Consider the following 25,318-nt stretch of genomic DNA (forward strand, 5'->3'; position numbering starts at 1 on the left):
AGAGCGTCGCAAGTCGGGCATGTCAAATTCAACTCTTGAACACAATGCCGTCGAGGGCATCGGATAACTCACAGCTCTCGCCCTATTGACTTCGAAACTTGAAGGCATAGTCTCTGCAACGTTGCTTTTACCTTCAGGTACCTACCAGTGGCACCTCGAAGGGCGAACCACCCCGGCAGCGTTGCCGGAAGCCCGAGGAGTACACGTGGCCAGCACAGCGCAGGCACCCAATCCAGGAGCCAGGACGGCTCATCCCGATCATCTCGGGCACGTCATCTTCATCGCGGCGGCGGCCGCGATGGGCGGTTTCCTCTTCGGCTACGACAGCTCCGTCATCAACGGCGCCGTCGAGGCCATCCGGGACCGCTACGACGTCGGCTCCGCGGTGCTGGCCCAGGTCATCGCCGTCGCGCTGATCGGCTGCGCGATCGGCGCGGCGACCGCCGGCCGCATCGCGGACCGCATCGGCCGCATCCGCTGCATGCAGATCGCGGCGGTCCTGTTCACCGTCAGCGCCATCGGTTCGGCCCTGCCCTTCGCGCTGTGGGATCTGGCCATGTGGCGCGTCATCGGCGGCTTCGCCATCGGCATGGCCTCGGTGATCGGTCCCGCCTACATCGCCGAGGTCTCCCCGCCCGCCTACCGCGGCCGGCTCGGTTCCTTCCAGCAGGCCGCGATCGTCGTCGGCATCGCGGTGTCGCAGCTGGTCAACTGGGGGCTGCTGAACGCCGCGGGCGGTGACCAGCGCGGTGAGCTGATGGGCCTGGAGGCCTGGCAGGTCATGCTCGGCGTCATGGTCGTCCCGGCCGTCCTCTACGGCCTGCTGTCCTTCGCCATCCCGGAGTCCCCGCGCTTCCTGGTCTCGGTGGGCAAGCGTGAGCGTGCCAAGCAGATCCTCGAAGAGGTCGAGGGCAAGGACGTCGACTTCGACGCGCGCATCACCGAGATCGAGCACGCCATGCACCGCGAGGAGAAGTCGTCCTTCAAGGACCTGCTCGGCGGCAGCTTCTTCTTCAAGCCGATCGTCTGGATCGGTATCGGCCTGTCGGTCTTCCAGCAGTTCGTCGGCATCAACGTCGCGTTCTACTACTCCTCGACGCTGTGGCAGTCGGTCGGCGTCGACCCGTCGGACTCGTTCTTCTACTCGTTCACGACATCGATCATCAACATCGTCGGCACCGTGATCGCGATGATCTTCGTGGACCGCGTCGGCCGCAAGCCGCTCGCCCTCGTCGGCTCGGTCGGCATGGTGATCGGCCTGGCGCTGGAGGCCTGGGCGTTCTCCTTCGACCTGGTCGACGGCAAGCTTCCGGCCACCCAGGGCTGGGTCGCCCTGATCGCCGCCCACGTGTTCGTGCTGTTCTTCGCCCTGTCCTGGGGTGTGGTCGTCTGGGTCTTCCTCGGCGAGATGTTCCCGAACCGGATCCGCGCCGCCGCCCTGGGTGTGGCCGCGTCCGCGCAGTGGATCGCCAACTGGGCGATCACCGCGAGCTTCCCGTCGCTGGCCGACTGGAACCTGTCCGGCACCTACGTGATCTACACGATCTTCGCCGCGCTCTCCATCCCGTTCGTACTGAAGTACGTGAAGGAGACGAAGGGCAAGGCCCTGGAGGAGATGGGCTGACCGCCCTTCCCGAGCTCGGGGAGAAGGGCCAAGTCCCCGCTGCCCCTCTCCTCGTACCGTGCCTCCGCCCCCGTCCGGACACCTCCGGACGGGGGCGGAGGTGTCTTGCGCACCGGGGCGGTGCCGTGTCTCCACGGTCGGGCCGCCCCGCGACGCGGGGGCGACCGGCGGAGGTGCGGCGGGGAGTCAAGGGGGTCCCGGGCCGGCGCGGTGACGGGACGGGCTTGCCGGGCCGCGGGGGGTGCATGGGACGGACCGGGCTTCCGGCCGGGGTGCGAGGGGAAGTGCCCACCTGGTCCGCCAACGGGGACGACGACCGCCCACCAGGTCTGGTCGGTGGTCCGCCTGGGGGACGACGGCGACGGCCCCCAGGTCTGGACGGTGGTCCGCCGACGAGGGCGACGGCGACCGTCCAACGGCCCCCGGTCGCCTGCGCCTGTCGCATCCGTCAGCCACCCACAGATCCCCGGTTGGCCGAGCCTGGTGCGCCCGTCGGCTGCCTTCTGACCCCGGTCTGCCGCCCGCAGAGCACCCGTCGGCCGCCCACTGCCCCCGCTCGGTCGCCCGCGGCGCACCTCTCGCCGTGGCCGGGGCCGGCGTGGCGCCCCGGGACGTGAAACGTCCCCCTCCGCCGGGCCGGGCGAAGGGGGACGTGGGTGGGAGCGTGGGGTCAGACGCTCAGCGCCTCGGAGTGTTCGGGCTGCTCGGCCCGCTCGGCGGGCGCCGCCGGGACGACCACCGGCGGCTTCGGCAGCACCACGTAGAGGAGACCGGAGATCACCACGGTGGCGACCCAGCCGAGGCCGTACTCGCCGATGACGTTGTTCGCCGCGAGCGGGCCCGTGAACCAGTCGGACGTCGTGAACATCAGGCCCGCGGCCAGACCGACCGCCCATGCGGCGACGGCGGCGGGGGAGAAGCCGCCCCGGTACCAGTAGGCGCTGGTGCGGCCGGTGTCGGCCAGGGCCTCGCCGTCGTACTCCGTGCGGCGCAGCATGTCCGCGCCGAAGACGCCGACCCAGGCGGAGAACGCGACCGCGAGCAGGGACAGGAAGGCGATGAAGGAGCCCATGAAGCTGGTCGCCACCAGCATCAGCACCCCGCCGAAGACCAGCGAGATCACGGCGTTGACCGAGACCGCCCAGTGCCGCGGGATCTTGAAGCCGAGGGTCTGCGCGGTGAAGCCGGCCGAGTACATCGACATGGAGTTGATCAGCAGCATCCCGATCAGCGCGATCAGCAGGTACGGCACGGCGATCCAGGTCGGCAGGATCTCGCCGAGGAAGGAGACCGGGTCGCCGGCGGAGGCCAGGTCCGGCGTGGAGACCGCCATGACCATCCCCATCAGCACCATCGGCAGCACGACGATGCCGGCACCGCCGATCGTCACGCCCACGATGCCCTTGGAGGAGGCGGTGCGCGGCAGGTACCGGGTGAAGTCCGGGGCGGACGGGATCCAGCTCACGCCGCCCGCCGCGATCAGCCCCACGCCGGTGATCATCGCGGCCACCGAACCGGCGGACCGGTCGAAGACCGCGGACCAGTCGGTGTCGACGACCAGGTAGCCCAGCACCAGCACCGAGAAGACGCCGAAGAGGTACGCCGCGTACTTGTTGCACTTCTGCACGGCGTTGATGCCCAGCCCGGAGATCGCGAACGTCGCGACGACGAAGACGAGCAGCGTCACGATGTCCAGCACGCTGTTGGCCCGGATGCCGAACACGATGTGCAGCACGGTCAGCACGGCGTAGGCGCCGGTCACCGCGTTGATCGTTTCCCAGCCCCAGCGGGCGACCCAGATCAGCGACCCGGGCAGCAGATTGCCCCGCTGGCCGAAGACCGCCCGGGACAGCGCCATGCCGGGGGCGCCGCCGCGCTTGCCGGCGATGCCGATCAGACCCACCAGGCCGTACGACACCACGGGCGCGGCGGCCGCGACGACCAGCGCCTGCCAGAAGTTGAGGTGGTACGCCACGACCAGGCTCGCGCCCATCGTGAGCAGCAGCACGCTGATGTTGGCGCCGACCCAGGTCGGGAAGAGCTCGCGGGTCCGGGCGGTGCGCTCGTGGTCGGGCACCTGCTCGATACCACGGGTTTCCAGGGCGCCTTCTGTCTCGGCGGTCTTGCTCATATGGGGGGTCCGTGCCTCGATCGTGGGGAAGAGGATGCGTTCGGGACTCTACGCGCGTTGACGCGGCCTCTTCCATCGTACTTTGGTCCGACTCCTTCCTTCCAGGGGCCTTTGTCCTTTGGAGGAAGTCACAAGCGGGTGTCCCACGAGCCCATGACTGATACTGGACGGGTTATGGAAATCCTCATCCTTGCTGTAGTCATCGCCGTGGTCGTGATCGGCGCACTCGGCGGGCTGATCGTGGGCAGTCGCCGCAAGAAGCAGCTGCCTCCGCCGCCTCCGTCGACACCCGACATCACCGCCCCTCCGGCCGAGCCGCACGTCGGCGACGAGGCCGAGACGCCGCGCGACGAAACGCGCCGGACGATAGAGGAGGTCGACCTCCCGGACGGCGGCACCGCTCCCGTCGGTGTCGAGGAGCCGCCCGTCGTCGAAGAGCTCGAGATCCCGCAGATCGAGGTTCCCGAGCCCACCGCCGGCCGTCTGGTCCGGCTCCGTGCCCGCCTCTCCCGCTCGCAGAACGCCCTCGGGAAGGGCCTGCTCACCCTGCTCTCCCGCGAGCACCTCGACGAGGACACCTGGGAGGAGATCGAGGACACGCTGCTCACCGCCGATGTCGGCGTGCAGCCCACCCAGGAGCTGGTCGAGCGGCTGCGCGAGCGGGTGAAGGTGCTCGGCACCCGCACGCCCGAGGAACTGCGCGGGCTGCTGCGCGAAGAGCTGATCACGCTGGTCGGCCCCGACATGGACCGCGAACTCAAGACCGAGCCCGCCACCGGCAAGCCCGGCATCGTGATGGTCGTCGGTGTCAACGGCACCGGCAAGACCACCACCACCGGCAAGCTCGCCCGCGTCCTGATCGCCGACGGCCGCAGCGTCGTCCTCGGTGCCGCCGACACCTTCCGTGCCGCCGCCGCCGACCAGCTGCAGACCTGGGGCGAGCGGGTCGGCGCCCACACCGTGCGCGGCCCGGAGGCCGGCGACCCCGCCTCCGTCGCCTTCGACGCGGTCAAGGAGGGCAAGGACGTCGGCGCCGACGTGGTGCTCATCGACACCGCGGGCCGCCTGCACACCAAGACCGGTCTCATGGACGAGCTCGGCAAGGTCAAGCGCGTGGTGGAGAAGCAGGCCCCGCTGGACGAGGTGCTGCTGGTGCTCGACGCGACCACCGGCCAGAACGGCCTGATCCAGGCCCGCGTGTTCGCCGAGGTGGTCAACATCACCGGCATCGTCCTCACCAAGCTGGACGGCACGGCCAAGGGCGGCATCGTCGTCGCCGTGCAGCGCGAGCTGGGCGTGCCGGTCAAGCTGATCGGGCTCGGCGAGGGCGCCGACGACCTGGCGCCGTTCGAGCCGGCGGCGTTCGTGGACGCGCTCATCGGCGAGTGACGTCCCGCCGGCCCGATGCCGGTACGCGCACGAAGAAGCGCCCGCCCCCGAGGTGCAGTCGGGGGACGGGCGCTTCGCCGTGCCGGGCGGGTGCCGGGGCCGGAGGGCCTGCCGGCCGGCCTACGCCCGAGAGCGGTGGGCCACGTACGCCAGCGTGCCCAGCAGTAGTCGCGCCGCCGGCGGCTTCGTCGCCGAGTCGAGGGCCGGCGGACGCAGCCAGCGCACCGGACCGAGACCGCCGCGGTCCGAGGGCGGTGCCGTGACGTGCGTACCGGGGCCGAGGCCGCGCAGGTCGAGTGCGGTCGGGTCGTCCCAGCCCATCCGGTAGAGCAGCCGGGGCAGCTCGGCGGCGGCGCCGGGGGCGACGAAGAAGTGGGCGCGGCCCTCGGGGGTCGCCGCAACCGGGCCGAGGGGCAGGCCCATGCGCTCCAGCCGCGCCAGTGCCCGGCGCCCGGCGGCCTCGGCCACCTCGATCACGTCGAACGTCCGCCCCACCGGCAGCATCACCGCGGCGCCCGGGAACTCGGCCCAGGCCGCGCTCGCCTCGAGCAGCGTGGATCCGGCCGGCAGCTCGGGCGCGAAGTCCAGCGGATGCGCGCCCGGTGCCGGGCAGTCGTGCCGGCCGCAGGAGCAGGCGCCCGCGGCGGCCCGTGCCCCCGGCACCACGTCCCAGCCCCACAGTCCCGTGCACTCGGCCGCGGCGGTGGCCTCCGAGGCCCGGCCGCGGCGGCGCGTGCCGGACCGGACGTCGCGCATGCCCCGACTGGTCCCGATGCCGATCGTGAAGCCCATGCCCCCTCCAACGGGTTCGACGCAGCGGCGGTTACGCAGCGGACGTGATGCGTGACTCTCTGTTTCCCACTCCCCGGGTTCGACGCGGTTCAGACGGCGCCCGGAAGCACCGCGGGTGGTGCGCCCGGCGGCGCACGCCCCGGTGGACACCGTTGCACCGCCTCCCGATCGGCCTATGTCAAGTGAATCGTGCGCAGGCCACCGGGAGTTCATCCGAAGGGGTGGCGAATGGTGGCGATTCCCGAATCACCGTGGCAGGCCCAGTGATCGCAGGATTACTTTGTGTACATGGAGCCTTGGGGCACATGCACTTGTGGGTATGCCGGAGGCAACTCGGTTTTCCGTTCGAAGGGTGGCGTACGCCGGACGGAGGGCCCGGGTCACCGGCATGCTGATAGGGCTTGGCGCACTCGGCGACAGGTGGTCTCAGGGATGGGGGCGTTCCAGTGAGCGGCAACGGCGAAGGCGGCACGAGCGCGGGAAGCGCGACGCACGCTGACAAGCGCCCCAACGAGCTGCTCACCTCGTGGTTCGCGCGCAGCGGCTGGTCCAAGGGCGAGCTCGCCCGGCAGGTCAACCGCCGGGCCCGCCAGCTCGGGGCCAACCACATCTCCACGGACACCTCGCGCGTGCGCCGCTGGCTCGACGGCGAGAACCCGCGCGAACCGATCCCCCGGATCCTGTCCGAGCTGTTCTCCGAACGCTTCGGCGTCGTCGTCTCCGTCGAGGACCTGGGCCTGCGCAGCACCCGCCCGTCGCCCTCCGCGACCGGCGTCGACCTGCCCTGGACGGGCCCGCAGACCGTGGCCCTGCTCAGCGAGTTCTCGCGCAGCGACCTGATGCTGGCGCGGCGCGGCTTCCTCGGCAGCTCGCTGGCCCTCTCCGCGGGCCCGTCCCTCATCGAGCCCATGCAGCGCTGGCTCGTCCCCTCGCCGCCGGCCGCCCCGTCCGGACGCGAGACCGCACCCGCCACGCGTGCGCGGGGCCGGCTGTCCCGGCCCGAGCTGGAGCTGCTGGAGTCCACCGCCGTGATGTTCCGCCGCTGGGACGCTCAGTGCGGCGGCGGCCTGCGCCGCAAGGCGGTCGTCGGCCAGCTGCACGAGGTGACCGACCTCCTCCAGGAACCCCAGACGGAGACCACCCGCGCCAAACTCTTCAAAGTCGCCGCCGAACTCGCCGAACTGGCCGGCTGGATGTCGTACGACGTCGGACTCCAGCCGACCGCGCAGAAGTACTTCGTCCTCGCCCTGCACGCCGCCAAGGAGGCCGGCGACCGGCCGCTCGGCTCGTACATCCTCTCCAGCATGAGCCGTCAGATGATCCACCTCGGCCGGCCCGACGACGCCCTGGAGCTCATCCACCTCGCGCAGTACGGCAGCCGGGACTGCGCGAGCCCGCGCACCCAGTCGATGCTGTATGCGATGGAGGCCCGCGCCTACGCCAACATGGGACAGCCCGGCCGCTGCAAGCGGGCGGTGCGCATGGCCGAGGACACCTTCACCGAGGCCGACGAGTGGGACGAGCCGGACCCCGACTGGATCCGCTTCTTCTCCGAGGCCGAGCTGTACGGCGAGAACAGCCACTCCTTCCGCGACCTCGCCTACGTCGCCGGCCGCAGCCCCGCCTACGCCTCCCTGGCCGAGCCGCTGATGCGGCGGGCCGTGGAGCTGTTCTCCAAGGACGACGAACACCAGCGTTCCTACGCGCTGAACCTGATCGGCATGGCCACCGTGCACCTGCTGCGGCGCGAGCCCGAGGAGAGCACCGTCCTCGCCACCGAGGCCATGGCCATCGCCAAGAAGGTCCGCTCCGAACGCGTCAACACCCGCATCCGCAAGACCGTCGACACGGCCGTACGCGATTTCGGTGACCTGGCGGAGGTCACGGACCTCACCGCACGGCTCGCCGCCGAACTGCCCGAGACCGCCGAAGCGGTCTGACCGCCCACAGACCCCGGCCGCGGCCGGCCCTCCCGAACTGCCCGACTCGGCTCCCCCATGCCAGGTCACTCGGAAGGCCGCCGCGGCCGGCCCTCCTTTTTGCGCCTGAACCGGCGCCGCTCTCGCGGAGCTGGTTGCTCGCCGCAGGGGGTGCTCAACTGATGGTTGCGGACATTCCCGGGGAGGCCGCGTCACGATATCGGCGACCCGGTCCGTGAACCGGCGGTTCATCCACGCGTAACACGCACGGCGCCTTCGTCACGGCGGCGAAACAGTGGGGGGCACCCACCGAAACGGCGCTGCGCCAATCTCGTGGCGCATAACCGGCCCACCCCTCATTGCCGCTCAGGCTTCGCCCGCACGGGGCCGTACAACGACGAGGAGACGCCGATGGCTCCAGCCATCACGCTCGCCGCGGAGACACAGCTCTCCGCCGCCAACACGGGCTTCATGCTCATCTGCTCCGCCCTGGTGATGCTCATGACCCCGGCCCTCGCCTTCTTCTACGGAGGCATGGTCCGCGTCAAGAGCACCCTGAACATGCTGATGATGAGCTTCATCAGCCTCGGCATCGTCACCGTGCTGTGGGTGCTGTACGGCTTCTCCCTGGCCTTCGGCACGGACTCCGGCAGCATCATCGGCTGGAACTCCGACTGGGTCGGCCTCAGCAACATCGGCCTGACCGAGCTGTGGGACGGCTACACCATCCCCGTCTTCGTCTTCCTGGTCTTCCAGATGATGTTCGCCGTCCTCACGCCCGCGCTGATCAGTGGCGCCCTCGCGGACCGCGTGAAGTTCACGGCCTGGGCCCTGTTCGTCGCCCTGTGGGTCACCGTGGTCTACTTCCCGGTCGCCCACTGGGTCTGGGGCGCGGGCGGCTGGGCCTTCGAACTGGGCGTGATCGACTTCGCCGGCGGCACGGCCGTGCACATCAACGCCGGTGCCGCGGCGCTCGGCGTGATCCTCGTCATCGGCAAGCGGGTCGGCTTCAAGAAGGACCCGATGCGCCCGCACAGCCTGCCGCTGGTCATGCTCGGCGCGGGCCTGCTGTGGTTCGGCTGGTTCGGCTTCAACGCCGGCTCGTGGCTCGGCAACGACGACGGCGTCGGCGCGCTGATGTTCGTCAACACCCAGGTCGCCACGGGCGCGGCCATGCTGGCCTGGCTCGCCTACGAGAAGATCCGCCACGGCGCCTTCACCACGCTGGGCGCCGCCTCCGGCGCCGTCGCGGGTCTGGTCGCCATCACCCCGGCCGGCGGTGCCGTCTCCCCGCTCGGCGCGATCGCCGTCGGCGCCATCGCCGGTGTGCTGTGCGCCATGGCCGTCGGCCTGAAGTACAAGTTCGGCTACGACGACTCCCTCGACGTCGTCGGCGTCCACCTCGTCGGCGGCATCGCCGGCTCGCTGCTCGTCGGCTTCTTCGCCAGCGGCAAGGGCCAGTCCGACGTCCAGGGCCTGTTCTACGGGGGCGGGCTGGACCAGTTCTGGAAGCAGTGCGCCGGTGTCTTCGCCGTCCTCGCCTACTCTCTGGTCGTCTCCGCGGTCCTGGCGTTCGCCCTGGACAAGACGATCGGCATGCGGGTCCCCGAGGACGACGAGGTGACCGGCATCGACCAGGCCGAGCACGCCGAGACCGCATACGACTTCAGCGGCGCCGGCGGCGGTGCCGCCCGGACCGCCGCGCCGGCCGCCACCGCGGCCGCGCAGGCCCAGAGCAAGAAGGTGGACGCATGAAGCTCATCACCGCGGTCGTCAAGCCGCACCGGCTCGACGAGATCAAGGAGGCCCTCCAGGCCTTCGGAGTCCACGGCCTCACCGTGACCGAGGCCAGCGGCTACGGCCGCCAGCGCGGCCACACCGAGGTCTACCGCGGCGCCGAGTACACCGTCGACCTGGTACCCAAGATCCGTATCGAGGTACTGGTCGAGGACGACGACGCCGAGGAACTGATCGAGGTCGTCGTCAAGGCCGCCCGCACCGGCAAGATCGGCGACGGGAAGGTCTGGTCGGTCCCGGTCGACACGGCCGTACGGGTCCGCACCGGCGAGCGCGGCCCCGACGCGCTCTGAACCAGGACGACGGAACAGGAGCCGCCGGGTGACGCATACGGAGCTGACGAACGAAGCAGAGGACTCGGGACCCGGCGGTTACGCGGCGGCCCGGCTGCGCCTCCTCACCGAGGGGGCGCGGTCCGGGCCGCCGCGCCGTGCGGCCCTCGCCGGACTGACCGACGACTGGCTGGCGGGCCTCTTCGGCGCCGGCTCCGAGGGGCTCGCGGGCGTGTCGCTCGTCGCGGTCGGCGGCTACGGACGCGGCGAGCTGTCCCCGCGCAGCGACCTGGACCTGCTCCTGCTCCACGACGGCAGCGACGACAAGGCGGTCGCCGCCCTCGCCGACCGCCTCTGGTACCCCGTCTGGGACCTGGGCCTCGCCCTCGACCACTCCGTACGCACGCCCCAGGAGGCCCGCAAGACGGCGGGCGAGGACCTGAAGGTCCACCTGGGCCTGCTGGACGCCCGCCATCTCGCGGGAGACCTGGGACTGACCGCCTCCCTGCGCACCGCCGTCCTCGCCGACTGGCGCAACCAGGCCCCCAAACGCCTCCCGGAACTGCGGGAACTCTGTGCCGAGCGCGCCGAACGCCAGGGCGAGCTGCAGTACCTGCTGGAACCCGACCTCAAGGAGGCCCGCGGCGGTCTGCGCGACGCCACCGCCCTGCGCGCCGTCGCCGCCTCCTGGCTCGCCGACGCCCCGCGCGAGGGCCTCGCCGAGGCCCGGCGCCGCCTGCTCGACGTACGCGACGCGCTCCATCTGACGACGGGCCGGGCGACGGACCGGCTGGCCCTCCAGGAGCAGGACCAGGTGGCGGCCGAGCTGGGCCTGCTGGACGCCGACGCGCTGCTGCGGCAGGTGTACGAGGCGGCGCGCGTCATCTCGTACGCGGGCGACGTCACCTGGCGGGAGGTGGGGCGCGTGATCCGGTCGCGCTCCGTGCGGCCAAGGCTGCGCGCCATGCTCGGCGGCGGCAAGCAGATCGCCGAGCGTTCCCCGCTCGCCGAGGGCGTCGTCGAGCAGGACGGCGAGGTGGTGCTCGCCCGCACCGCACGCCCCGAACGCGACCCCGTGCTGCCGCTGCGCGCCGCGGCCGCCGCCGCCCAGGCCGGGCTGCCGCTCTCCCTGCACGCCGTACGGCGCCTGGCGGCCACCGCACGCCCGCTGCCCGCGCCCTGGCCCGCCGAGGCACGCGAACAGCTGGTGACCCTGCTCGGCTCGGGCCGGCCCACCGTGGAGGTATGGGAGGCCCTGGAGGCCGAGGGCCTGGTCACCCGGCTGCTGCCCGACTGGGAGCGGGTCCGCTGCCGCCCGCAGCGCAACGCCGTCCACCTGTGGACCGTCGACCGCCACCTCATCGAGACCGCCGTCCGCGCCTCCGCGTTCACCCGCCGCGTCCACCGCCCCGACCTGCTCCTGGTCGCCGCGCTGCTGCACGACATCGGCAAGGGCTGGCCCGGCGACCACTCGGTGGCCGGCGAGACCATCGCCCGGGACGTGGCCGCCCGCATCGGCTTCGACCGTACGGACGCCGCCGTCCTCGCCACCCTCGTACGCCACCACCTGCTGCTCGTCGAGACGGCCACCCGGCGCGATCTGGACGACCCGGCCACCGTCCGCGCGGTCGCCGAGGCGGTCGGCAGCCAGGGCACCCTGGAGCTGCTGCACGCCCTGACCGAGGCGGACGCCCTGGCCACCGGGCCGGCCGCCTGGTCGGCCTGGCGCGCATCGCTCGTCGCCGACCTGGTCAAACGGGTCTCGGCGGTCCTCGCCGGGGACCCGCTGGAGGAACCCGAGGCCCCCGCGCCCACCGCCCAGCAGGAACGGCTCGCCGTCGAGGCGTTCCGCACGGGCGGGCCGGTGCTGTCCCTGCGGGCCCAGGCCGAGCCGTCGACCGCCGAGCAGGAGCCCCTCGGGGTGGAACTGCTCATCGCCGTGCCCGACCAGGCGGGCGTGCTCCCCGCCGTCGCCGGTGTCCTGGCCATGCACCGCCTGACCGTCCGCACGGCTGAGCTGCGCTCCCTTCCGCTGCCGGACGGCGTCGACGGCTCCGTCCTGCTGCTGGCCTGGCGGGTCGCCGCCGAGTACGGCTCCCTGCCCCAGGCCGCCCGGCTGCGCGCCGACCTGGTCCGCGCCCTCGACGGCACCCTGGACATCGCGGGCCGGCTCGCCGAGCGGGACGCCGCCTACCCGCGCCGCCGGGGCGTGGTCCCGCCCCCGCCCCGGGTGAGCGTCGAGCCGGCCGCGTCCCGTCATGCCACGGTGATCGAGGTCCGGGCCCAGGACGCGCCCGGCCTGCTGTTCCGCATCGGACGGGCACTGGAGGGGGCGGGGGTGCGGGTGCGCAGCGCCCATGTGTCGACCCTGGGGTCGAACGCCGTCGACGCGTTCTACGTCACGGGCGCGGAGGGGGAGCGGCTGCCCGGGGAGGAGGCGGGAGAGGTGGCGCGGGTGCTGGAGGAGGCGCTGCGGGGGTGACGCGGCCCCTGCCGTGCGGTTCCCGCACGCCGAATGCGTCGGGCGGGGACGAATGCCTTGCGTGGCCGGATACCCTGGAAGACGCTCAGACTGCCCCCGACTCCGAGGACCGACGCCGCCGTGTTCGACACTCTCTCCGATCGCCTCTCAGCGACCTTCAAGAACCTGCGCGGCAAGGGGCGCTTGAGCGAGGCGGACATCGACGCCACGGCACGCGAGATCCGCATCGCGCTCCTCGAGGCGGATGTGGCCCTGCCGGTCGTGCGTGCCTTCATCAAGCAGGTCAAGGAGCGCTCGCTGGGCTCCGAGGTCTCCAAGGCGCTCAACCCCGCCCAGCAGGTCCTCAAGATCGTCAACGAGGAACTGGTCACCATCCTCGGCGGCGAGACCCGCCGCCTGCGCTTCGCCAAGCAGCCGCCGACCGTGATCATGCTCGCGGGTCTGCAGGGTGCCGGTAAGACCACCCTCGCGGGCAAGCTCGGCAAGTGGCTCAAGGAGCAGGGACACTCTCCCCTCCTCGTGGCCTGTGACCTCCAGCGTCCCAACGCCGTCAACCAGCTGAGCGTCGTCGCCGAGCGCGCCGGCGTCGCGGTCTACGCGCCCGAGCCGGGCAACGGTGTGGGGGACCCGGTCAAGGTCGCCCAGGACTCCATCGAGTTCGCCAAGGCCAAGGTCCACGACATCGTGATCGTGGACACCGCCGGCCGCCTCGGCATCGACCAGGAGCTGATGCAGCAGGCCGCGGACATCCGCGACGCCGTGTCGCCCGACGAGATCCTCTTCGTCGTCGACGCGATGATCGGTCAGGACGCCGTCAACACCGCCGAGGCCTTCCGTGACGGCGTCGGCTTCGACGGCGTGGTGCTGTCCAAGCTCGACGGCGACGCCCGCGGTGGTGCGGCCCTGTCGATCGCCTCGGTGACCGGCAAGCCGATCATGTTCGCCTCGAACGGCGAGAAGCTCGAGGACTTCGACGCCTTCCACCCGGACCGGATGGCTTCCCGCATTCTCGACATGGGTGACCTGCTCACCCTGATCGAGCAGGCGGAGAAGACGTTCAGCCAGGAAGAGGCCGAGAAGATGGCCTCCAAGCTGGCGTCCAAGAAGGGCCAGGACTTCACCCTGGATGACTTCCTGGCCCAGATGGAGCAGGTCAGGAAGATGGGCAGCATCTCCAAGCTGCTCGGCATGCTGCCCGGCATGGGCCAGATCAAGGACCAGATCGCCAACCTGGACGAGCGGGACGTCGACCGCACGGCCGCCATCATCAAGTCGATGACCCCGGCCGAGCGCCAGGAGCCGACGATCATCAACGGCTCGCGCCGCGCCCGCATCGCCAAGGGTTCCGGTGTCGACGTCAGCGCGGTGAAGGGCCTGGTCGAGCGGTTCTTCGAGGCCCGCAAGATGATGTCCCGCATGGCCCAGGGCGGCGGCATGCCCGGTATGCCGGGGATGCCCGGCATGGGCGGCGGCCCGGGCCGGCAGAAGAAGCAGCAGAAGAAGGCCAAGGGCAAGCAGCGCTCCGGCAACCCGATGAAGCGCAAGCAGCAGGAGCAGGAGGAGGCCGCCCGCCGCGCCGCCGCGGCCGAGGGCGGCAACGCCTTCGGGCTGCCGCAGCAGGGCGCCAAGGACTTCGAGCTCCCGGACGAGTTCAAGAAGTTCATGGGCTGACACCGGCTCCGCCCGACACCCGTTCCGTCGTACGTCACCGGGGGCGCCCCTGCCGCAGGGGGCGCCCCCGGTGACGTACACGCACATGCCCGCGCGGCTTTCCTGTCGTAACGTCCCGGTATGACCAACCCGTCCCCGCCGCGCAAGGCCCCCGAGCCGCCCTGGCGCACCGAGGGCACGCCCGACGAGCCGCCGAAGCCGCCGTCCGGTGGACGCAGGATGCGCGGCGGCTGGTGGAACCTGATCCTCGCCGCGCTGGTCGTCTACCTCATCGCCAACCTGGTGCTGTCGTTCTTCAACGAGGGCGACGAGCCGACGATCTCGTACACCGAGTTCAGCAAGCAGGTCGACGAGGGCAACGTCAGCAAGATCTACGCCAAGGGCGACGCGATCCAGGGCCAGCTGAAGAAGGCCCGGGACAATCCCGAGGGCGAGGGGACGTACACCAAGTTCACGACCGAGCGGCCGACGTTCGCGGACGACAAGCTCTGGGCGGATCTGACCGAGCACGACGTCACCGTCACGGCCGAGCCGGTCGTCCAGCACCGCAGCTGGCTGGCCAACCTGCTGATCGCGCTCGCCCCGATGCTGATCCTGGTCGTCCTGTGGGTCCTCATCGCCCGGCGGATGCGCGGGGCGATGGGCGGCGCGGGCGGCATGCTCGGCCGCAAGCCACCGCCCAAGCCGGTCGAGCTGGAGGCGGGCAAGCCGCGCACCACCTTCGCGGACGTGGCCGGCATCGACGAGGTCGCGGGCGAGCTCAACGACGTCGTCGACTTCCTGAAGAATCCCGGTGCCTACCGGCGGATGGGCGCCAAGATGCCCCGGGGCGTCCTGCTGACCGGCCCGCCCGGCACCGGCAAGACGCTGCTCGCACGCGCGGTGGCCGGTGAGGCGGGGGTGCCGTTCTTCTCGGCGTCCGCGTCCGAGTTCATCGAGATGATCGTGGGCGTGGGCGCCTCCCGGGTGCGGGAGCTGTTCGCCGAGGCCCGGAAGGTGGCGCCGTCGATCATCTTCATCGACGAGATCGACACCATCGGCCGGGCCCGCGGCGGCGGCTCCGGCATGGGCGGCCACGACGAGCGCGAGCAGACCCTGAACCAGATCCTCACGGAGATGGACGGCTTCTCGGGCGCCGAGGGCGTCATCGTCATCGCCGCCACCAACCGCGCCGACATCCTCGACCCGGCCCTGACCCGCCCGGGCCGCTTCGACCGCGTGGTGAGCGTCTCGCCCCCCGACCGGGGCGGCCGGGAGGCCATCCTGGAGATCCACACCCGCGAGATCCCGCTCGCCCCGGACGTCGACCTCGCCCAGGTCGCCCGTACGACGCCGGGGATGACGGGCGCCGAACTGGCCAACCTCGCCAACGAGGCGGCCCTCCTCGCGGTCAAGCGCAAGCAGGACCGGGTGACGCAGGCCAACCTCTCCGAGGCCCTGGAGAAGGTCCAGCTCGGTGCCGAACGCCCGCTGGTGATGCCCGAGGAGGAACGCCGGCGCACCGCCTACCACGAGAGCGGGCACGCCCTGCTGGGCATGCTGCAGCCGGGCGCCGACCCCGTCCGCAAGATCACCATCGTGCCGCGCGGGCGGGCGCTCGGCGTGACGCTGTCCACGCCGGACGCCGACAGGTACGCGTACACGGAGGAGTACCTGCGCGGCCGGATCATCGGCGCGCTCGGCGGGATGGCGGCCGAGCACGTCGTGTACGACGTGATCACCACCGGCTCGGAGAGCGACCTCGAACAGGTCACCCGGATCGCGCGCGGCATGGTCGGCCGCTGGGGCATGAGCGAACTGGTCGGCCGGCTGTCCGCCCTGCCCGGCGACGCCCAGCAGGCCTACGGGCTGGCCGCCGCCCCGGGCACCCTGGACGCCATCGACGACGAGATGCGGCGCGTCGTCGACGAGTGCTACGCGGAGGCCGTCCGCAAGCTGCGCGACCACCGCGGACAGCTCGACGCCCTCGCCGAGGCGCTGCTGGCCAACGAGACGCTGGACGAGGCGGACGCCTACCGGATCGCCGGGATCACCCGGCTGACGAAGGACGTCCCGGAGGCGTGAGCGCCGCCGTCCCCGCCCCCGCACACGGTGAGGGACCGGGCGGGGGCGGGCGGGCGAGCCGCGGTCGCCGTCAGCGCGTGCGGGCGACGAGGTAGCGGAACACGTTCGACATCCACACCGTGCCGTCCGGCCGCCGGTGGGGATGCAGGGCCTCGGCCAGTTCCTTGTCCACCTGCTCCTGGTCGGTGGCGGCGATGGCCGCGTCGAACAGTCCCGTCGACAGCAGCCCGCGCACCGCGCTGTCGACGTCGGCGTACCCGAACGGGCACGCCACACGGCCGGAACCGTCCGGTGCGAGTCCGGCCCGGTGGGCGACCTCCTCCAGGTCGTCGCGCAGGGCCGGGCGCCAGCTGCCCGGGCTGCGCAGCGGATCCGCCAGCTTGGTGGCCACCCGCAGCACGGACGTCGTGGCGCACCGCTCCGGCGGGCCCCAGCCGGCCAGCACCACGGCCGCCCCCCGCGCGGCGAGCGGCGTCGCCTCCGCCAGCAGCCCGCCCAGGCCCTCGGAGTCGCCCGCAAGACATCCGATGGGCTCGAAGGCGGTCACCAGGGTGAACGCGGGCGCCGCCGGGTCCCGCGTGTCGCGGGGGACACCCTCGACGATCCGGGCGTCCGCACGCGCGCGTGCGTCCCGTGCCTCGGGCGCCTCGGGCAGCAGCCGCTGCCGCGCGAGGGCCAGGCGCTCCGGGGAGCCGGAGTCGACGCCGGTCACCGCAGCGCCCCGTGAGGCGGCCATCAGCAGGGCCAGCCCGGAACCGCAGCCCAGGCCCAGCATCCGCGTGCCGCCGCCGACGTCCAGTCGCTCGTAGACGGCCTCGTAGAGCGGCACGAGCATCCGCTCCTGTATCTCGGACCAGTCACGCGCGCGTGCATCCAGGTCCACGCCGGGCGTCGCCCTCGCGTGGGGTGAGTGCTGCCGCACGAGCGTAGGTGTCATAGGAAAGTGCCCCAATCGCCGACTGTTGCCGATGTGCCCGATTCCATGGCCCCCGTGCAGTGCGCTCGCACTCCCCCCGTATGCCAGGTAACTCCGGGCTCGCCGTGGCGTCCAGTGGTAGCGACGACCGGTTTGCCCGATCCCCGCCCGAGTGGCGAGATTTCACTTCCCGGCAACGTGCGCCAGGCCGCGCGTTACGTCCGGTAGCCCCTGCCCGGTCTCCCCGGCGGATGGCCGGATCATGCCGCTCGGCGATGACAGCGGGTGGCGGCGGCGCGGAAGAGGCCGTTTCGGCCAAGGCCGGCGGGCCGTGCGGACGTCCCGCGGTGCCCGGAACGCTCCCGGGACGGGGCGGTGCCGCACGCCGGCGGCCGACCCGGTAACGTCACGCCCGTCGACGCGCCCGCCCAGGGGGCGCCCTTCCGTTTCGACGGCGGCCGAAACGCCCCTTGCGCGTCCGCGAGCACCACGCACCCCGGCGCGTGGACGGGGCCTACGCGCCGGCGCGTACGTCGGACTACGCACCAGCTTGGTACGAGCTGTGAGGCTTCTCCGCAGATCAGCGCACCCGCCCTCGTCGGGACGCATCAGTGGCAACTGACGGGTACGTGCAAATTATTTGGGATGCCCCGGAATAGGAACACAGCGGCACCCCGGCTCGTTGTCATTACGTGAGCACGACACCACCTGTTCTCGCCGCAGAGCTGGCGCAGGCGTGGGCCGACATTCAGCGGCACCACCCCGAGCTGCCCGATCTTGCCGCGCCCGAGTCCCTGATCGGAGAGTCGTCGTCCGCCTGCGGGCACGAACTCTCCTTCGAACGACTGCTTCACGAGGCAGTCCACGGCATCGCCGCCGCGCGCGGAGTGCGCGATACCTCCCGCGCCGGCCGGTACCACAACCGACGATTCCTCGCGATCGCCGAGGAGCTGGGCCTGGACCACCCCGAGGAGCCGCATCCCAGCAGCGGCTTCTCCCTGGTCACGCTCACCCCCGAGGCGAAGCGCCGCTACCGTCCGACGATCGAACGCCTCCAGCGCGCGCTGAAGGCCCACACCGCCGCGACCGCGACCGACTCGGCCCGCAGCTTCCGCGGTCCGGCCGCCCGCCACGGCTCCTCCGGCGGCGGGGTCCGCGTGAAGGCGGTCTGCGACTGCGGCCGCAACGTGCGCGTCGTCCCGTCGGTCCTGGCGCAGGCCCCGATCATGTGCGGCGGCTGCGGCAAGCCGTTCCGCATCCCGGAGGTGGTGGGCGCGGCGGCGAGCTGACGGTCCGGCTGCTCGTGGCGGCCGGACCGTGACCCAGGGCCCTCGGTCGGGAGGGCCGGCGGCGTGTGGCAGAATGGACAGCTGTACTCGACAGCCGCACAGGACCCCTCTCTCCTCCGGCTGACGCGTCCGTCGGGCACTCGGGTACCGCAACCCCACGCGGCTCTCTCGCCGTGCCCAACCACGTCAATCCAGGAGAACCCACTCCCGTGGCAGTCAAGATCAAGCTGAAGCGTCTGGGCAAGATCCGTTCGCCTCACTACCGCATCGTCGTCGCCGACTCCCGTACCCGCCGTGACGGCCGGGCCATCGAGGAGATCGGCAAGTACCACCCGACGTACAACCCGTCGGTGATGGAGGTCGACGCCGAGCGCGTGGCGTACTGGCTCGGTGTCGGCGCCCAGCCGACCGAGCCCGTGCTCGCCATCCTGAAGAAGACCGGCGACTGGCAGAAGTTCAAGGGCGAGCCCGCCCCGGCTCCGCTGCTCGTGGCCGCCGAGAAGTCGGCCCGTCCGTCCTTCGAGGCGCTCGGTGGCGACGACGAGGGCAAGGGTGAGGCCATCACCCAGAAGAAGAAGGCCGACAAGAAGGACGAGGCGGCTGCCGCCGAGTCCGAGTCGACCGAGGCCTGAGCATGCTCGAGGAGGCTCTCGAGCACCTCGTGAAGGGCATCGTCGACAACCCTGACGATGTGCAGGTGGCCTCGCGCAACCTGCGCCGCGGGCGAGTGCTCGAGGTCCGGGTCCACCCGGACGACCTCGGCAAGGTGATCGGCCGCAACGGCCGCACCGCACGCGCCCTGCGTACCGTCGTGGGCGCCATCGGCGGCCGCGGTGTCCGCGTCGACCTCGTCGACGTGGACCACGTCCGCTGACGCTTCGCAACGCAGCACCGGCTCGGGCCGGGGAAGGCCTCTGGGCCGTCCCCGGCCCGCAGTCGTATGACAGGAGATCAAGCACAGTGCAGCTGGTAGTCGCGCGCATCGGCCGCGCCCACGGGATCAAGGGCGAGGTCACCGTCGAGGTCCGCACCGACGAGCCGGAACTGCGGCTCGGGCCCGGTGCCGTACTGACCACCGACCCCGCCTCCGTCGGGCCGCTCACCATCGAGACCGGCCGGGTCCACAGCGGCCGCCTCCTCCTGCGCTTCGCCGGTGTGAGCGACCGCACCGCCGCCGAGGCGCTGCGCAACACCCTCCTCATCGCCGACGTCGACCCCGACGAACTGCCCGAGGAGGAGGACGAGTACTACGACCACCAGCTCATCGATCTCGACGTGGTGACCAAGGACGGCGAGGAGGTCGGCCGCATCACCGAGATCTCCCACCTGCCCACCCAGGACCTGTTCGTCGTGGAGCGCCCCGACGGCAGCGAGGTCTACGTGCCGTTCGTGTCGGAGATCGTCACCGAGGTCGACCTGGAGGAGCAGCGTGCCGTCATCGACCCGCCGCCCGGCCTGATCGACGACCGGGCCGAGATCGCCTCCTCGCGCGACGCCTCCGGGGACGATGCGTGATGCGGCTCGACGTCGTCACGATCTTCCCCGAGTACCTGGAACCGCTGAACGTCTCTCTCGTCGGCAAGGCACGCGCGCGCGGACAGCTGAACGTCCACGTGCACGACCTGCGCGACTGGACCTACGACCGGCACAACACCGTCGACGACACCCCGTACGGCGGCGGCCCCGGCATGGTGATGAAGACCGAGCCGTGGGGCGACGCGCTGGACTCCGTCCTGGCCGACGGCTACGAGACGGGCTCCGGCGAGCCCGCCCTCATCGTGCCGACGCCCAGCGGCCGGCCCTTCACCCAGGAACTCGCCGTCCACCTCTCCGAGCGCCCCTGGCTGATCTTCACGCCCGCCCGCTACGAGGGCATCGACCGGCGTGTCATCGACGAGTACGCGTCCCGGATGCCCGTGTACGAGGTGTCCATCGGCGACTACGTGCTCGCCGGCGGCGAGGCGGCCGTACTGGTCGTCACCGAGGCCGTGGCACGGCTGCTGCCCGGCGTCCTGGGCAACGCAGAATCCCACCGGGACGACTCCTTCGCCCCCGGTGCCATGGCCAACCTCCTCGAGGGTCCCGTCCACACCAAGCCGCCCCTGTGGCGCGGGCGCGGCATCCCGGACGTGCTGCTCAGCGGCCACCACGGCAAGATCGCCCGCTGGCGCCGCGACGAGGCCCTGCGGCGCACCACGGCCAACCGGCCCGACCTGATCGAGCGGTGCGACCCCGAGGCCTTCGACAAGAAGGACCGCGAGATGCTCTCCATCCTGGGCTGGGAACCCGACCCGGACGGGGAACCGTACGGCCGATTTTGGCGCAGGACGCCGGGCGTGGAACAATAGGCCGCTGTTGTGCGTCCGTCCGGAGCGCGCCCCTGCCACAGGGGGACACGACGCCCGTCCCGACCCGCACAGCCCTGATTCCGAAACACCTAGTTTCCGTTGATGACCTGTGGCATCAGCGAGGAAAGCAGACGAAATGTCTCACCTGCTCGACACCGTCGACGCCGCGTCGCTGCGCAGCGACGTCCCGGCCTTCCGCCCCGGCGACACCGTCAACGTGCACGTCCGCGTCATCGAGGGCAACCGCTCCCGTGTGCAGCAGTTCAAGGGCGTAGTCATCCGCCGCCAGGGTGCCGGCGTGCGCGAGACCTTCACGGTCCGCAAGGTCTCCTTCTCCGTCGGCGTCGAGCGCACCTTCCCGGTGCACACCCCGATCGTGGAGAAGATCGAGCTCGTCACCCGCGGTGACGTCCGTCGCGCCAAGCTGTACTACCTGCGCGAGCTGCGCGGCAAGGCCGCGAAGATCAAGGAGAAGCGCGAGAGCTGAGCGCTCTCCGAGGTCCACGGCGGAGCCGGATAACATCTGGCTCCGATGGACACCGAAGCACAGCCCACGGAGCGCGACCGCTCCTCCCGCCCTTCCGACGCCGAGCAGACCTCGGTCCCGGAGGGCCCGGAGGGACGGTCGCGTTCCGCGTTCTCGGCGTGGCTCGCCGACTGGGTGCCGGGCGGGCGGATCACCGTGACCCTGCTCGTCCTCCTGGCCTTCCTGCTGCTGCTCAGCACCTTCGTGCTGCGCCCCTTCCAGATCCCCAGCGGATCCATGGAGCGCGGATTGAGGATCGGCGACCGGGTTCTCGTAAACAAGTTGGCGTACCGTTTCGGTGGCCGGCCGCAGCGGGGCGACATCGTCGTCTTCGACGGTACCGGGTTCTTCGGGCACGGCGACTACATCAAACGCGTTGTCGGTGTGGGCGGGGACCACGTGGTGTGCTGCGACAAGGAGGGGAGGGTCCAGGTGAACGACCGTTCGGTCGACGAGTCGGCGTTCCTGTACCCCGGTGACCGTCCGTCCACCGTGCCCTTCGACGTCGTGGTGCCCGACGGCACCCTGTTCGTCCTCGGTGACCACCGCGGCGACTCCAGCGACTCCCGCGACCACCTGGGCTCGCCGGGCGGCGGCATGGTCCCGGTGGACGAGGTGATCGGCCGCGCCGACTGGATCGTCTGGCCCTTCGGCCACGCCACCCACCTCGACCGTCCCGACGCCTACGCGCGCGTGCCCGCGACGGCACCGGCCGCCAAGGGCGCCGATGGGTAGCCGGGGCAAGCCGCGCGGGGCGCCCAGCAGCCCCGCGGAGGACCTCCTGCCCACCGGGTCCCGGCGCGCCGCCGCTCCGTCCGGCGGCCGGTCCCGTGCCGAGCGGCGCAAGCTCCAGCGCAAGGTCAAGCGGCGCCGCAGACGCGGTGCCGTCAAGGAGATTCCGCTCCTCATCGGCGTCGCCGTCCTCATCGCACTGGTCCTGAAGACCTTCCTCGTCCAGGCCTTCGTCATCCCGTCGGGCTCCATGGAGCAGACGATCCGGATCGGCGACCGGGTCCTGGTCGACAAACTCACCCCCTGGTTCGGCTCCGAGCCGCAGCGGGGGGACGTCGTCGTCTTCCGCGACCCCGGCGGCTGGCTCCAGGGCGAGCAGACCACCAAGAAGGACGACCCCGTCGTCGTCAAGCAGGTCAAGGAGGGTCTCGCCTTCATCGGCCTGCTGCCGTCCGACGACGAGAAGGACCTCATCAAGCGGGTCGTCGGGGTCGGCGGGGACCACGTCAAGTGCTGCGACACCCAGGGGCGGATCACCGTCAACGGCGTTCCGCTGAACGAGGACTACCTGTATCCCGGCGACGTTCCCTCCACCACGCCGTTCGACGTCACCGTCCCCGAGGGGCGGCTGTGGGTGATGGGCGACCACCGGTCCAACTCCGCCGACTCCCGTGTCCACCAGGACACCGACCACGGCACGGTCTCCGAGGACGAGGTGGTGGGGCGGGCCATGGTGATCGCCTGGCCGTTCGGTCACTGGACCACGCTGGACGAACCGAAAACGTACGCGTCCGTGTCCGACTCGGCCTCCGGTTCGGCCGCTGTCCCCGCCCTGTCGCATAGGGTTGCCCCCGACGATCCGAACGCAATGATTCAACTCCCGATCCCTGCGGAACTCCCGCTCGTTATGGGAGTGGTGGGCCTGCGCCGTGTACGGGGCAGGCGGTGGCAGAGAGTAAGGAGTTGGCGTGGGGGATGTGGCGGTTGGCGCACGGTCCGGTCACGACGGCGAGGAACATCCGGAACGCCCCACGGAAGCGGCCGGCCCGTCCACGGACGGCGCCCAGGCCTTCGCGAGCGACTCCGGGACGGCCGAGGACGGCAGGGTGACGGACGAACAGAACGGGACCGAGGACGAAGGAGTGGGCGGAACCCCGCCCGCGAAGCGCCCCGAGGCCAAGAAGCAGCGTTCCTTCTGGAAGGAACTGCCGATCCTCATCGGCATCGCGCTGGTGCTCGCGCTGCTGATCAAGACTTTCCTGGTGCAGGCGTTCTCGATCCCGTCCGCATCGATGCAGAACACCCTCACGGAGGGTGACCGCGTCCTGGTGGACAAGCTCACCCCGTGGTTCGGCTCGGAACCCGAGCGCGGCGAGGTCGTCGTCTTCCACGACCCCGACCAGTGGCTGGCCGGCGAGCCGACGCCCGAGCCGAACGCGCTGCAGACGGTCCTCAGCTGGATCGGTCTGATGCCGTCCGCGGACGAGAAGGACCTGATCAAGCGCGTCATCGGAGTCGGCGGCGACACGGTCGAGTGCAACGGCACGGGCCCGCTCAAGGTCAACGGCCTGGCGCTGAACGAGCCGTACGTCTACCCCGGCAACACGCCGTGCAGCGACGACGACCAGGGCGGCCGGTTCAAGGTGAAGGTCCCCGAGGGCTCCATCTGGGTCATGGGCGACCACCGGCAGAACTCCGCGGACTCCCGCTACAACCAGTCGGACAAGCACGGCGGCATGGTGCCCGTGAAGGAGGTCGTCGGCCGCGCCATCGTGGTCGCCTGGCCGATCAACCACTGGGACACCCTGCCGGTGCCGGAGACCTTCGACCAGGACGGTCTGACGAACCCGCCGTCGGCCGCCGCCGCGCTCACGGTCGCACCCCAGGGCCTCGCCCTCGCCGGCGTCGCCCCGGTCGTCTGGTGGCGCCGCAGGAGGGCCGCCCCCGCCGAGACCCGCTGAAGCACCGCGGAGCCCGTCCCTCCGGGCCGGCCGGTCTCCGGCGCCGGGAGGGGCTGCCCCGTTCGGGTACTGCCCGGTAGGGTGCGGATCCATGGGTGGCGAGAGCACGACACGTACGGCCCCGCACGGCGGAGGCGCAGGCAAGACCCCGGCGGCCGGCAGGACCGGGCAGCGGCTGTCCGGCATCGCCGTGGCGCTCGGCCTGGTGCTGTTCCTCGGCGGCTTCGCCTGGGGAGCGGTGGTCTACCGGCCCTACACCGTGCCGACCAGTTCCATGACGCCGACGATCCACGCCGGTGACCGGGTGCTCGCGCAGCGGATCGACGGCACGGACGTCCACCGCGGCGACGTCGTCGTCTTCAAGGACGCGACCTGGGCCAACGCCCCCATGGTCAAGCGCGTGGTCGCCATCGGCGGGGACACCGTCTCCTGCTGCCAGGAGGGCAAGCTCAAGGTCAACGGCAAGGTGATCGACGAGCCCTACCTGCCCGCCGGTATGCCGGCCGAGATCACCAACTTCCCGACCGTGACCGTCCCCGAGGGGCGCCTGTTCCTGCTCGGCGACGAGCGCGACAACTCCGTGGACTCCACCGCCCACCTCACCGACGCCGCCGGCGGCACCGTGTCGCGCGGCGCCGTGGACGCCCGTGTCGACGCCGTCGTGTGGCCCATGAACGGCATGCTCGAACGGCCGACGGGCTTCGAGACGCTGGGCGGCCTCTCCTCGCCGGGTCCGCTGAGCACGGTCGTGGCGCTGGTGATCGCCGGTGCCGTACTGATCCTCGGCGGCGCCGCGTACGGCCCGATCGCCAAACGGTCCGCCGGCTCCCGCGCCCGGGCCGGGACGGAGCCCACCGGTGGCCGCTGAGACGACGGCCGGCCGGGAGACCTGCGAGGGCGGGCTGCGCAAGGTCGCCCGGGTGGTGCTGCTCGACCCCGAAGACCGCATCCTGCTGCTGCACGGCCACGAACCGGACGACCCGGCCGACGACTGGTGGTTCACCCCCGGTGGCGGTGTGGAGGGCGACGAGACCCGCGAGGAGGCCGCCCGGCGGGAACTCCAGGAGGAGACCGGCATCGCCGACGTCGAACTCGGCCCCGTGCTGTGGCGGCGCAGATGCTCCTTCCCGTTCACGGGCCGCCGCTGGGACCAGGACGAGTGGTACTACCTGGCCCGCACCACCCAGACCGCGACCGAGGCGGCAGGCCTGACCGAACTGGAGCGGCGCAGCGTCGCCGGAGCGCGCTGGTGGACGTGTCGGGAACTGACCCGCGCACGTGAGACGGTGTATCCGACCAGACTCGCCGAGCTGCTGCGCACGCTGCTCGACGAAGGTCCTCCGGCCGGACCGGTGACCCTGGACACCGAAATCGTCTAGGGGCACGCGGGACTGGCGCACAATGG

Annotated in this window: 21 protein-coding genes and 1 pseudogene; 19 read left to right on the forward strand and 3 right to left on the reverse strand. The window is 71.5% G+C overall.

Going from position 1 to position 25,318, the window contains the following annotated elements:
• Positions 1 to 205: 205 nt before the first annotated feature.
• Positions 206 to 1,624 (forward strand): sugar porter family MFS transporter, encoded by a 1,419-nt coding sequence (locus tag ACIRG6_RS29330; protein ID WP_318214594.1) that lies wholly within the window; start codon positions 206 to 208, stop codon positions 1,622 to 1,624.
• A gap of 670 nt (positions 1,625 to 2,294) precedes the next feature.
• Here ACIRG6_RS29330 and ACIRG6_RS29335 read toward each other — a convergent pair.
• Entirely contained in the window at positions 2,295 to 3,755 is a 1,461-nt protein-coding gene (locus ACIRG6_RS29335) for a cytosine permease (RefSeq protein ID WP_364821224.1), read from the reverse strand.
• Between the two features lie 174 nt (positions 3,756 to 3,929).
• Between ACIRG6_RS29335 and ftsY the strand changes: the two genes are divergently transcribed.
• Entirely contained in the window at positions 3,930 to 5,144 is a 1,215-nt protein-coding gene (gene ftsY, locus ACIRG6_RS29340; protein ID WP_189233057.1) for a signal recognition particle-docking protein FtsY, read from the forward strand.
• Positions 5,145 to 5,264: 120 nt separating this feature from the next.
• On the opposite strand, the gene ACIRG6_RS29345 is transcribed toward ftsY, so the two are convergent.
• Positions 5,265 to 5,936 carry a bifunctional DNA primase/polymerase gene (locus ACIRG6_RS29345; RefSeq protein WP_364680439.1) on the reverse strand — a complete coding sequence of 224 codons (672 nt, stop codon included), beginning with the start codon at positions 5,934 to 5,936 and terminating at the stop codon, positions 5,265 to 5,267.
• Positions 5,937 to 6,382: 446 nt separating this feature from the next.
• On the opposite strand from ACIRG6_RS29345, the gene nsdA reads away from it, so the two are divergent.
• The 6 genes from nsdA to ftsH all read left to right on the forward strand — a co-directional run bounded on the left by nsdA (position 6,383) and on the right by ftsH (position 16,141).
• Positions 6,383 to 7,876, forward strand: coding sequence for a transcriptional repressor NsdA (nsdA, locus tag ACIRG6_RS29350; RefSeq protein ID WP_350719428.1), 1,494 nt, complete (start codon positions 6,383 to 6,385; stop codon positions 7,874 to 7,876).
• Positions 7,877 to 8,266: 390 nt separating this feature from the next.
• Positions 8,267 to 9,610 carry an ammonium transporter gene (locus ACIRG6_RS29355; RefSeq protein WP_189233060.1) on the forward strand — a complete coding sequence of 448 codons (1,344 nt, stop codon included), beginning with the start codon at positions 8,267 to 8,269 and terminating at the stop codon, positions 9,608 to 9,610.
• Complete coding sequence (locus tag ACIRG6_RS29360) at positions 9,607 to 9,945, forward strand: P-II family nitrogen regulator (RefSeq protein WP_239763276.1); 339 nt, start codon at positions 9,607 to 9,609, stop codon at positions 9,943 to 9,945. Before ACIRG6_RS29355 ends, ACIRG6_RS29360 begins: the two co-directional genes overlap by 4 nt.
• A gap of 28 nt (positions 9,946 to 9,973) precedes the next feature.
• Positions 9,974 to 12,406: a [protein-PII] uridylyltransferase gene (locus tag ACIRG6_RS29365; RefSeq protein ID WP_364680435.1), complete on the forward strand. Its 2,433-nt coding sequence runs from the start codon at positions 9,974 to 9,976 to the stop codon at positions 12,404 to 12,406.
• Positions 12,407 to 12,526: 120 nt separating this feature from the next.
• The gene (gene ffh / locus ACIRG6_RS29370; RefSeq protein WP_403325009.1) at positions 12,527 to 14,077 is read left to right on the forward strand and encodes a signal recognition particle protein; all 1,551 of its coding nucleotides are present in this window, start codon (positions 12,527 to 12,529) and stop codon (positions 14,075 to 14,077) included.
• Positions 14,078 to 14,197: 120 nt separating this feature from the next.
• Positions 14,198 to 16,141: an ATP-dependent zinc metalloprotease FtsH gene (gene ftsH / locus ACIRG6_RS29375; protein WP_364680432.1), complete on the forward strand. Its 1,944-nt coding sequence runs from the start codon at positions 14,198 to 14,200 to the stop codon at positions 16,139 to 16,141.
• A gap of 70 nt (positions 16,142 to 16,211) precedes the next feature.
• On the opposite strand, the gene ACIRG6_RS29380 is transcribed toward ftsH, so the two are convergent.
• Positions 16,212 to 17,078, reverse strand: coding sequence for a class I SAM-dependent methyltransferase (locus ACIRG6_RS29380; protein ID WP_403325010.1), 867 nt, complete (start codon positions 17,076 to 17,078; stop codon positions 16,212 to 16,214).
• A 671-nt stretch (positions 17,079 to 17,749) separates the two neighbouring features.
• Here ACIRG6_RS29380 and ACIRG6_RS29385 point away from each other — a divergent pair.
• The 11 genes and pseudogenes from ACIRG6_RS29385 to ACIRG6_RS29435 all read left to right on the forward strand — a co-directional run bounded on the left by ACIRG6_RS29385 (position 17,750) and on the right by ACIRG6_RS29435 (position 25,292).
• Entirely contained in the window at positions 17,750 to 18,346 is a 597-nt protein-coding gene (locus tag ACIRG6_RS29385) for a hypothetical protein (RefSeq protein ID WP_318214601.1), read from the forward strand.
• A gap of 209 nt (positions 18,347 to 18,555) precedes the next feature.
• Positions 18,556 to 18,978, forward strand: coding sequence for a 30S ribosomal protein S16 (gene rpsP / locus ACIRG6_RS29390; RefSeq protein ID WP_239763297.1), 423 nt, complete (start codon positions 18,556 to 18,558; stop codon positions 18,976 to 18,978).
• A gap of 2 nt (positions 18,979 to 18,980) precedes the next feature.
• Positions 18,981 to 19,220 carry an RNA-binding protein gene (locus ACIRG6_RS29395; RefSeq protein ID WP_003973401.1) on the forward strand — a complete coding sequence of 80 codons (240 nt, stop codon included), beginning with the start codon at positions 18,981 to 18,983 and terminating at the stop codon, positions 19,218 to 19,220.
• An 86-nt stretch (positions 19,221 to 19,306) separates the two neighbouring features.
• Positions 19,307 to 19,861: a ribosome maturation factor RimM gene (rimM, locus tag ACIRG6_RS29400; RefSeq protein ID WP_318214602.1), complete on the forward strand. Its 555-nt coding sequence runs from the start codon at positions 19,307 to 19,309 to the stop codon at positions 19,859 to 19,861.
• Positions 19,861 to 20,694 carry a tRNA (guanosine(37)-N1)-methyltransferase TrmD gene (trmD, locus tag ACIRG6_RS29405; protein ID WP_403325047.1) on the forward strand — a complete coding sequence of 278 codons (834 nt, stop codon included), beginning with the start codon at positions 19,861 to 19,863 and terminating at the stop codon, positions 20,692 to 20,694. Before rimM ends, trmD begins: the two co-directional genes overlap by 1 nt.
• Before the next feature lie 136 nt (positions 20,695 to 20,830).
• Entirely contained in the window at positions 20,831 to 21,181 is a 351-nt protein-coding gene (gene rplS, locus ACIRG6_RS29410; protein ID WP_108015375.1) for a 50S ribosomal protein L19, read from the forward strand.
• A 45-nt stretch (positions 21,182 to 21,226) separates the two neighbouring features.
• Positions 21,227 to 21,955: a signal peptidase I gene (gene lepB / locus ACIRG6_RS29415; RefSeq protein ID WP_350719443.1), complete on the forward strand. Its 729-nt coding sequence runs from the start codon at positions 21,227 to 21,229 to the stop codon at positions 21,953 to 21,955.
• Positions 21,948 to 23,030 (forward strand): annotated as a pseudogene (gene lepB / locus ACIRG6_RS29420) (signal peptidase I); the annotation flags it as partial. The gene lepB (ACIRG6_RS29415) and the pseudogene lepB (ACIRG6_RS29420), both read left to right, overlap by 8 nt.
• The gene (gene lepB / locus ACIRG6_RS29425) at positions 22,921 to 23,913 is read left to right on the forward strand and encodes a signal peptidase I (protein WP_403325011.1); all 993 of its coding nucleotides are present in this window, start codon (positions 22,921 to 22,923) and stop codon (positions 23,911 to 23,913) included. The pseudogene lepB (ACIRG6_RS29420) and the gene lepB (ACIRG6_RS29425), both read left to right, overlap by 110 nt.
• Before the next feature lie 91 nt (positions 23,914 to 24,004).
• Positions 24,005 to 24,781 (forward strand): signal peptidase I, encoded by a 777-nt coding sequence (gene lepB / locus ACIRG6_RS29430; RefSeq protein ID WP_403325012.1) that lies wholly within the window; start codon positions 24,005 to 24,007, stop codon positions 24,779 to 24,781.
• Positions 24,771 to 25,292 (forward strand): NUDIX hydrolase, encoded by a 522-nt coding sequence (locus tag ACIRG6_RS29435; protein ID WP_403325013.1) that lies wholly within the window; start codon positions 24,771 to 24,773, stop codon positions 25,290 to 25,292. Before lepB (ACIRG6_RS29430) ends, ACIRG6_RS29435 begins: the two co-directional genes overlap by 11 nt.
• Positions 25,293 to 25,318: the final 26 nt, after the last annotated feature.

Source organism: Streptomyces flaveolus (assembly GCF_044765825.1).
GTDB lineage: Bacteria > Actinomycetota > Actinomycetes > Streptomycetales > Streptomycetaceae > Streptomyces > Streptomyces flaveolus.

Excerpts from the sequence above, each read along its gene's own strand:
- ACIRG6_RS29335 (WP_364821224.1), bottom strand. The coding sequence starts at position 3,755 with ATGAGCAAGACCGCCGAGACAGAAGGCGCCCTGGAAACCCGTGGTATC.
- ftsY (WP_189233057.1), top strand. The coding sequence starts at position 3,930 with ATGGAAATCCTCATCCTTGCTGTAGTCATCGCCGTGGTCGTGATCGGC.
- ACIRG6_RS29345 (WP_364680439.1), bottom strand. The coding sequence starts at position 5,936 with ATGGGCTTCACGATCGGCATCGGGACCAGTCGGGGCATGCGCGACGTC.
- ACIRG6_RS29355 (WP_189233060.1), top strand. The coding sequence starts at position 8,267 with ATGGCTCCAGCCATCACGCTCGCCGCGGAGACACAGCTCTCCGCCGCC.
- ACIRG6_RS29360 (WP_239763276.1), top strand. The coding sequence starts at position 9,607 with ATGAAGCTCATCACCGCGGTCGTCAAGCCGCACCGGCTCGACGAGATC.
- ftsH (WP_364680432.1), top strand. The coding sequence starts at position 14,198 with ATGACCAACCCGTCCCCGCCGCGCAAGGCCCCCGAGCCGCCCTGGCGC.
- ACIRG6_RS29380 (WP_403325010.1), bottom strand. The coding sequence starts at position 17,078 with ATGACACCTACGCTCGTGCGGCAGCACTCACCCCACGCGAGGGCGACG.
- ACIRG6_RS29395 (WP_003973401.1), top strand. The coding sequence starts at position 18,981 with ATGCTCGAGGAGGCTCTCGAGCACCTCGTGAAGGGCATCGTCGACAAC.
- trmD (WP_403325047.1), top strand. The coding sequence starts at position 19,861 with ATGCGGCTCGACGTCGTCACGATCTTCCCCGAGTACCTGGAACCGCTG.
- rplS (WP_108015375.1), top strand. The coding sequence starts at position 20,831 with ATGTCTCACCTGCTCGACACCGTCGACGCCGCGTCGCTGCGCAGCGAC.
- lepB (WP_350719443.1), top strand. The coding sequence starts at position 21,227 with ATGGACACCGAAGCACAGCCCACGGAGCGCGACCGCTCCTCCCGCCCT.
- lepB (WP_403325012.1), top strand. The coding sequence starts at position 24,005 with ATGGGTGGCGAGAGCACGACACGTACGGCCCCGCACGGCGGAGGCGCA.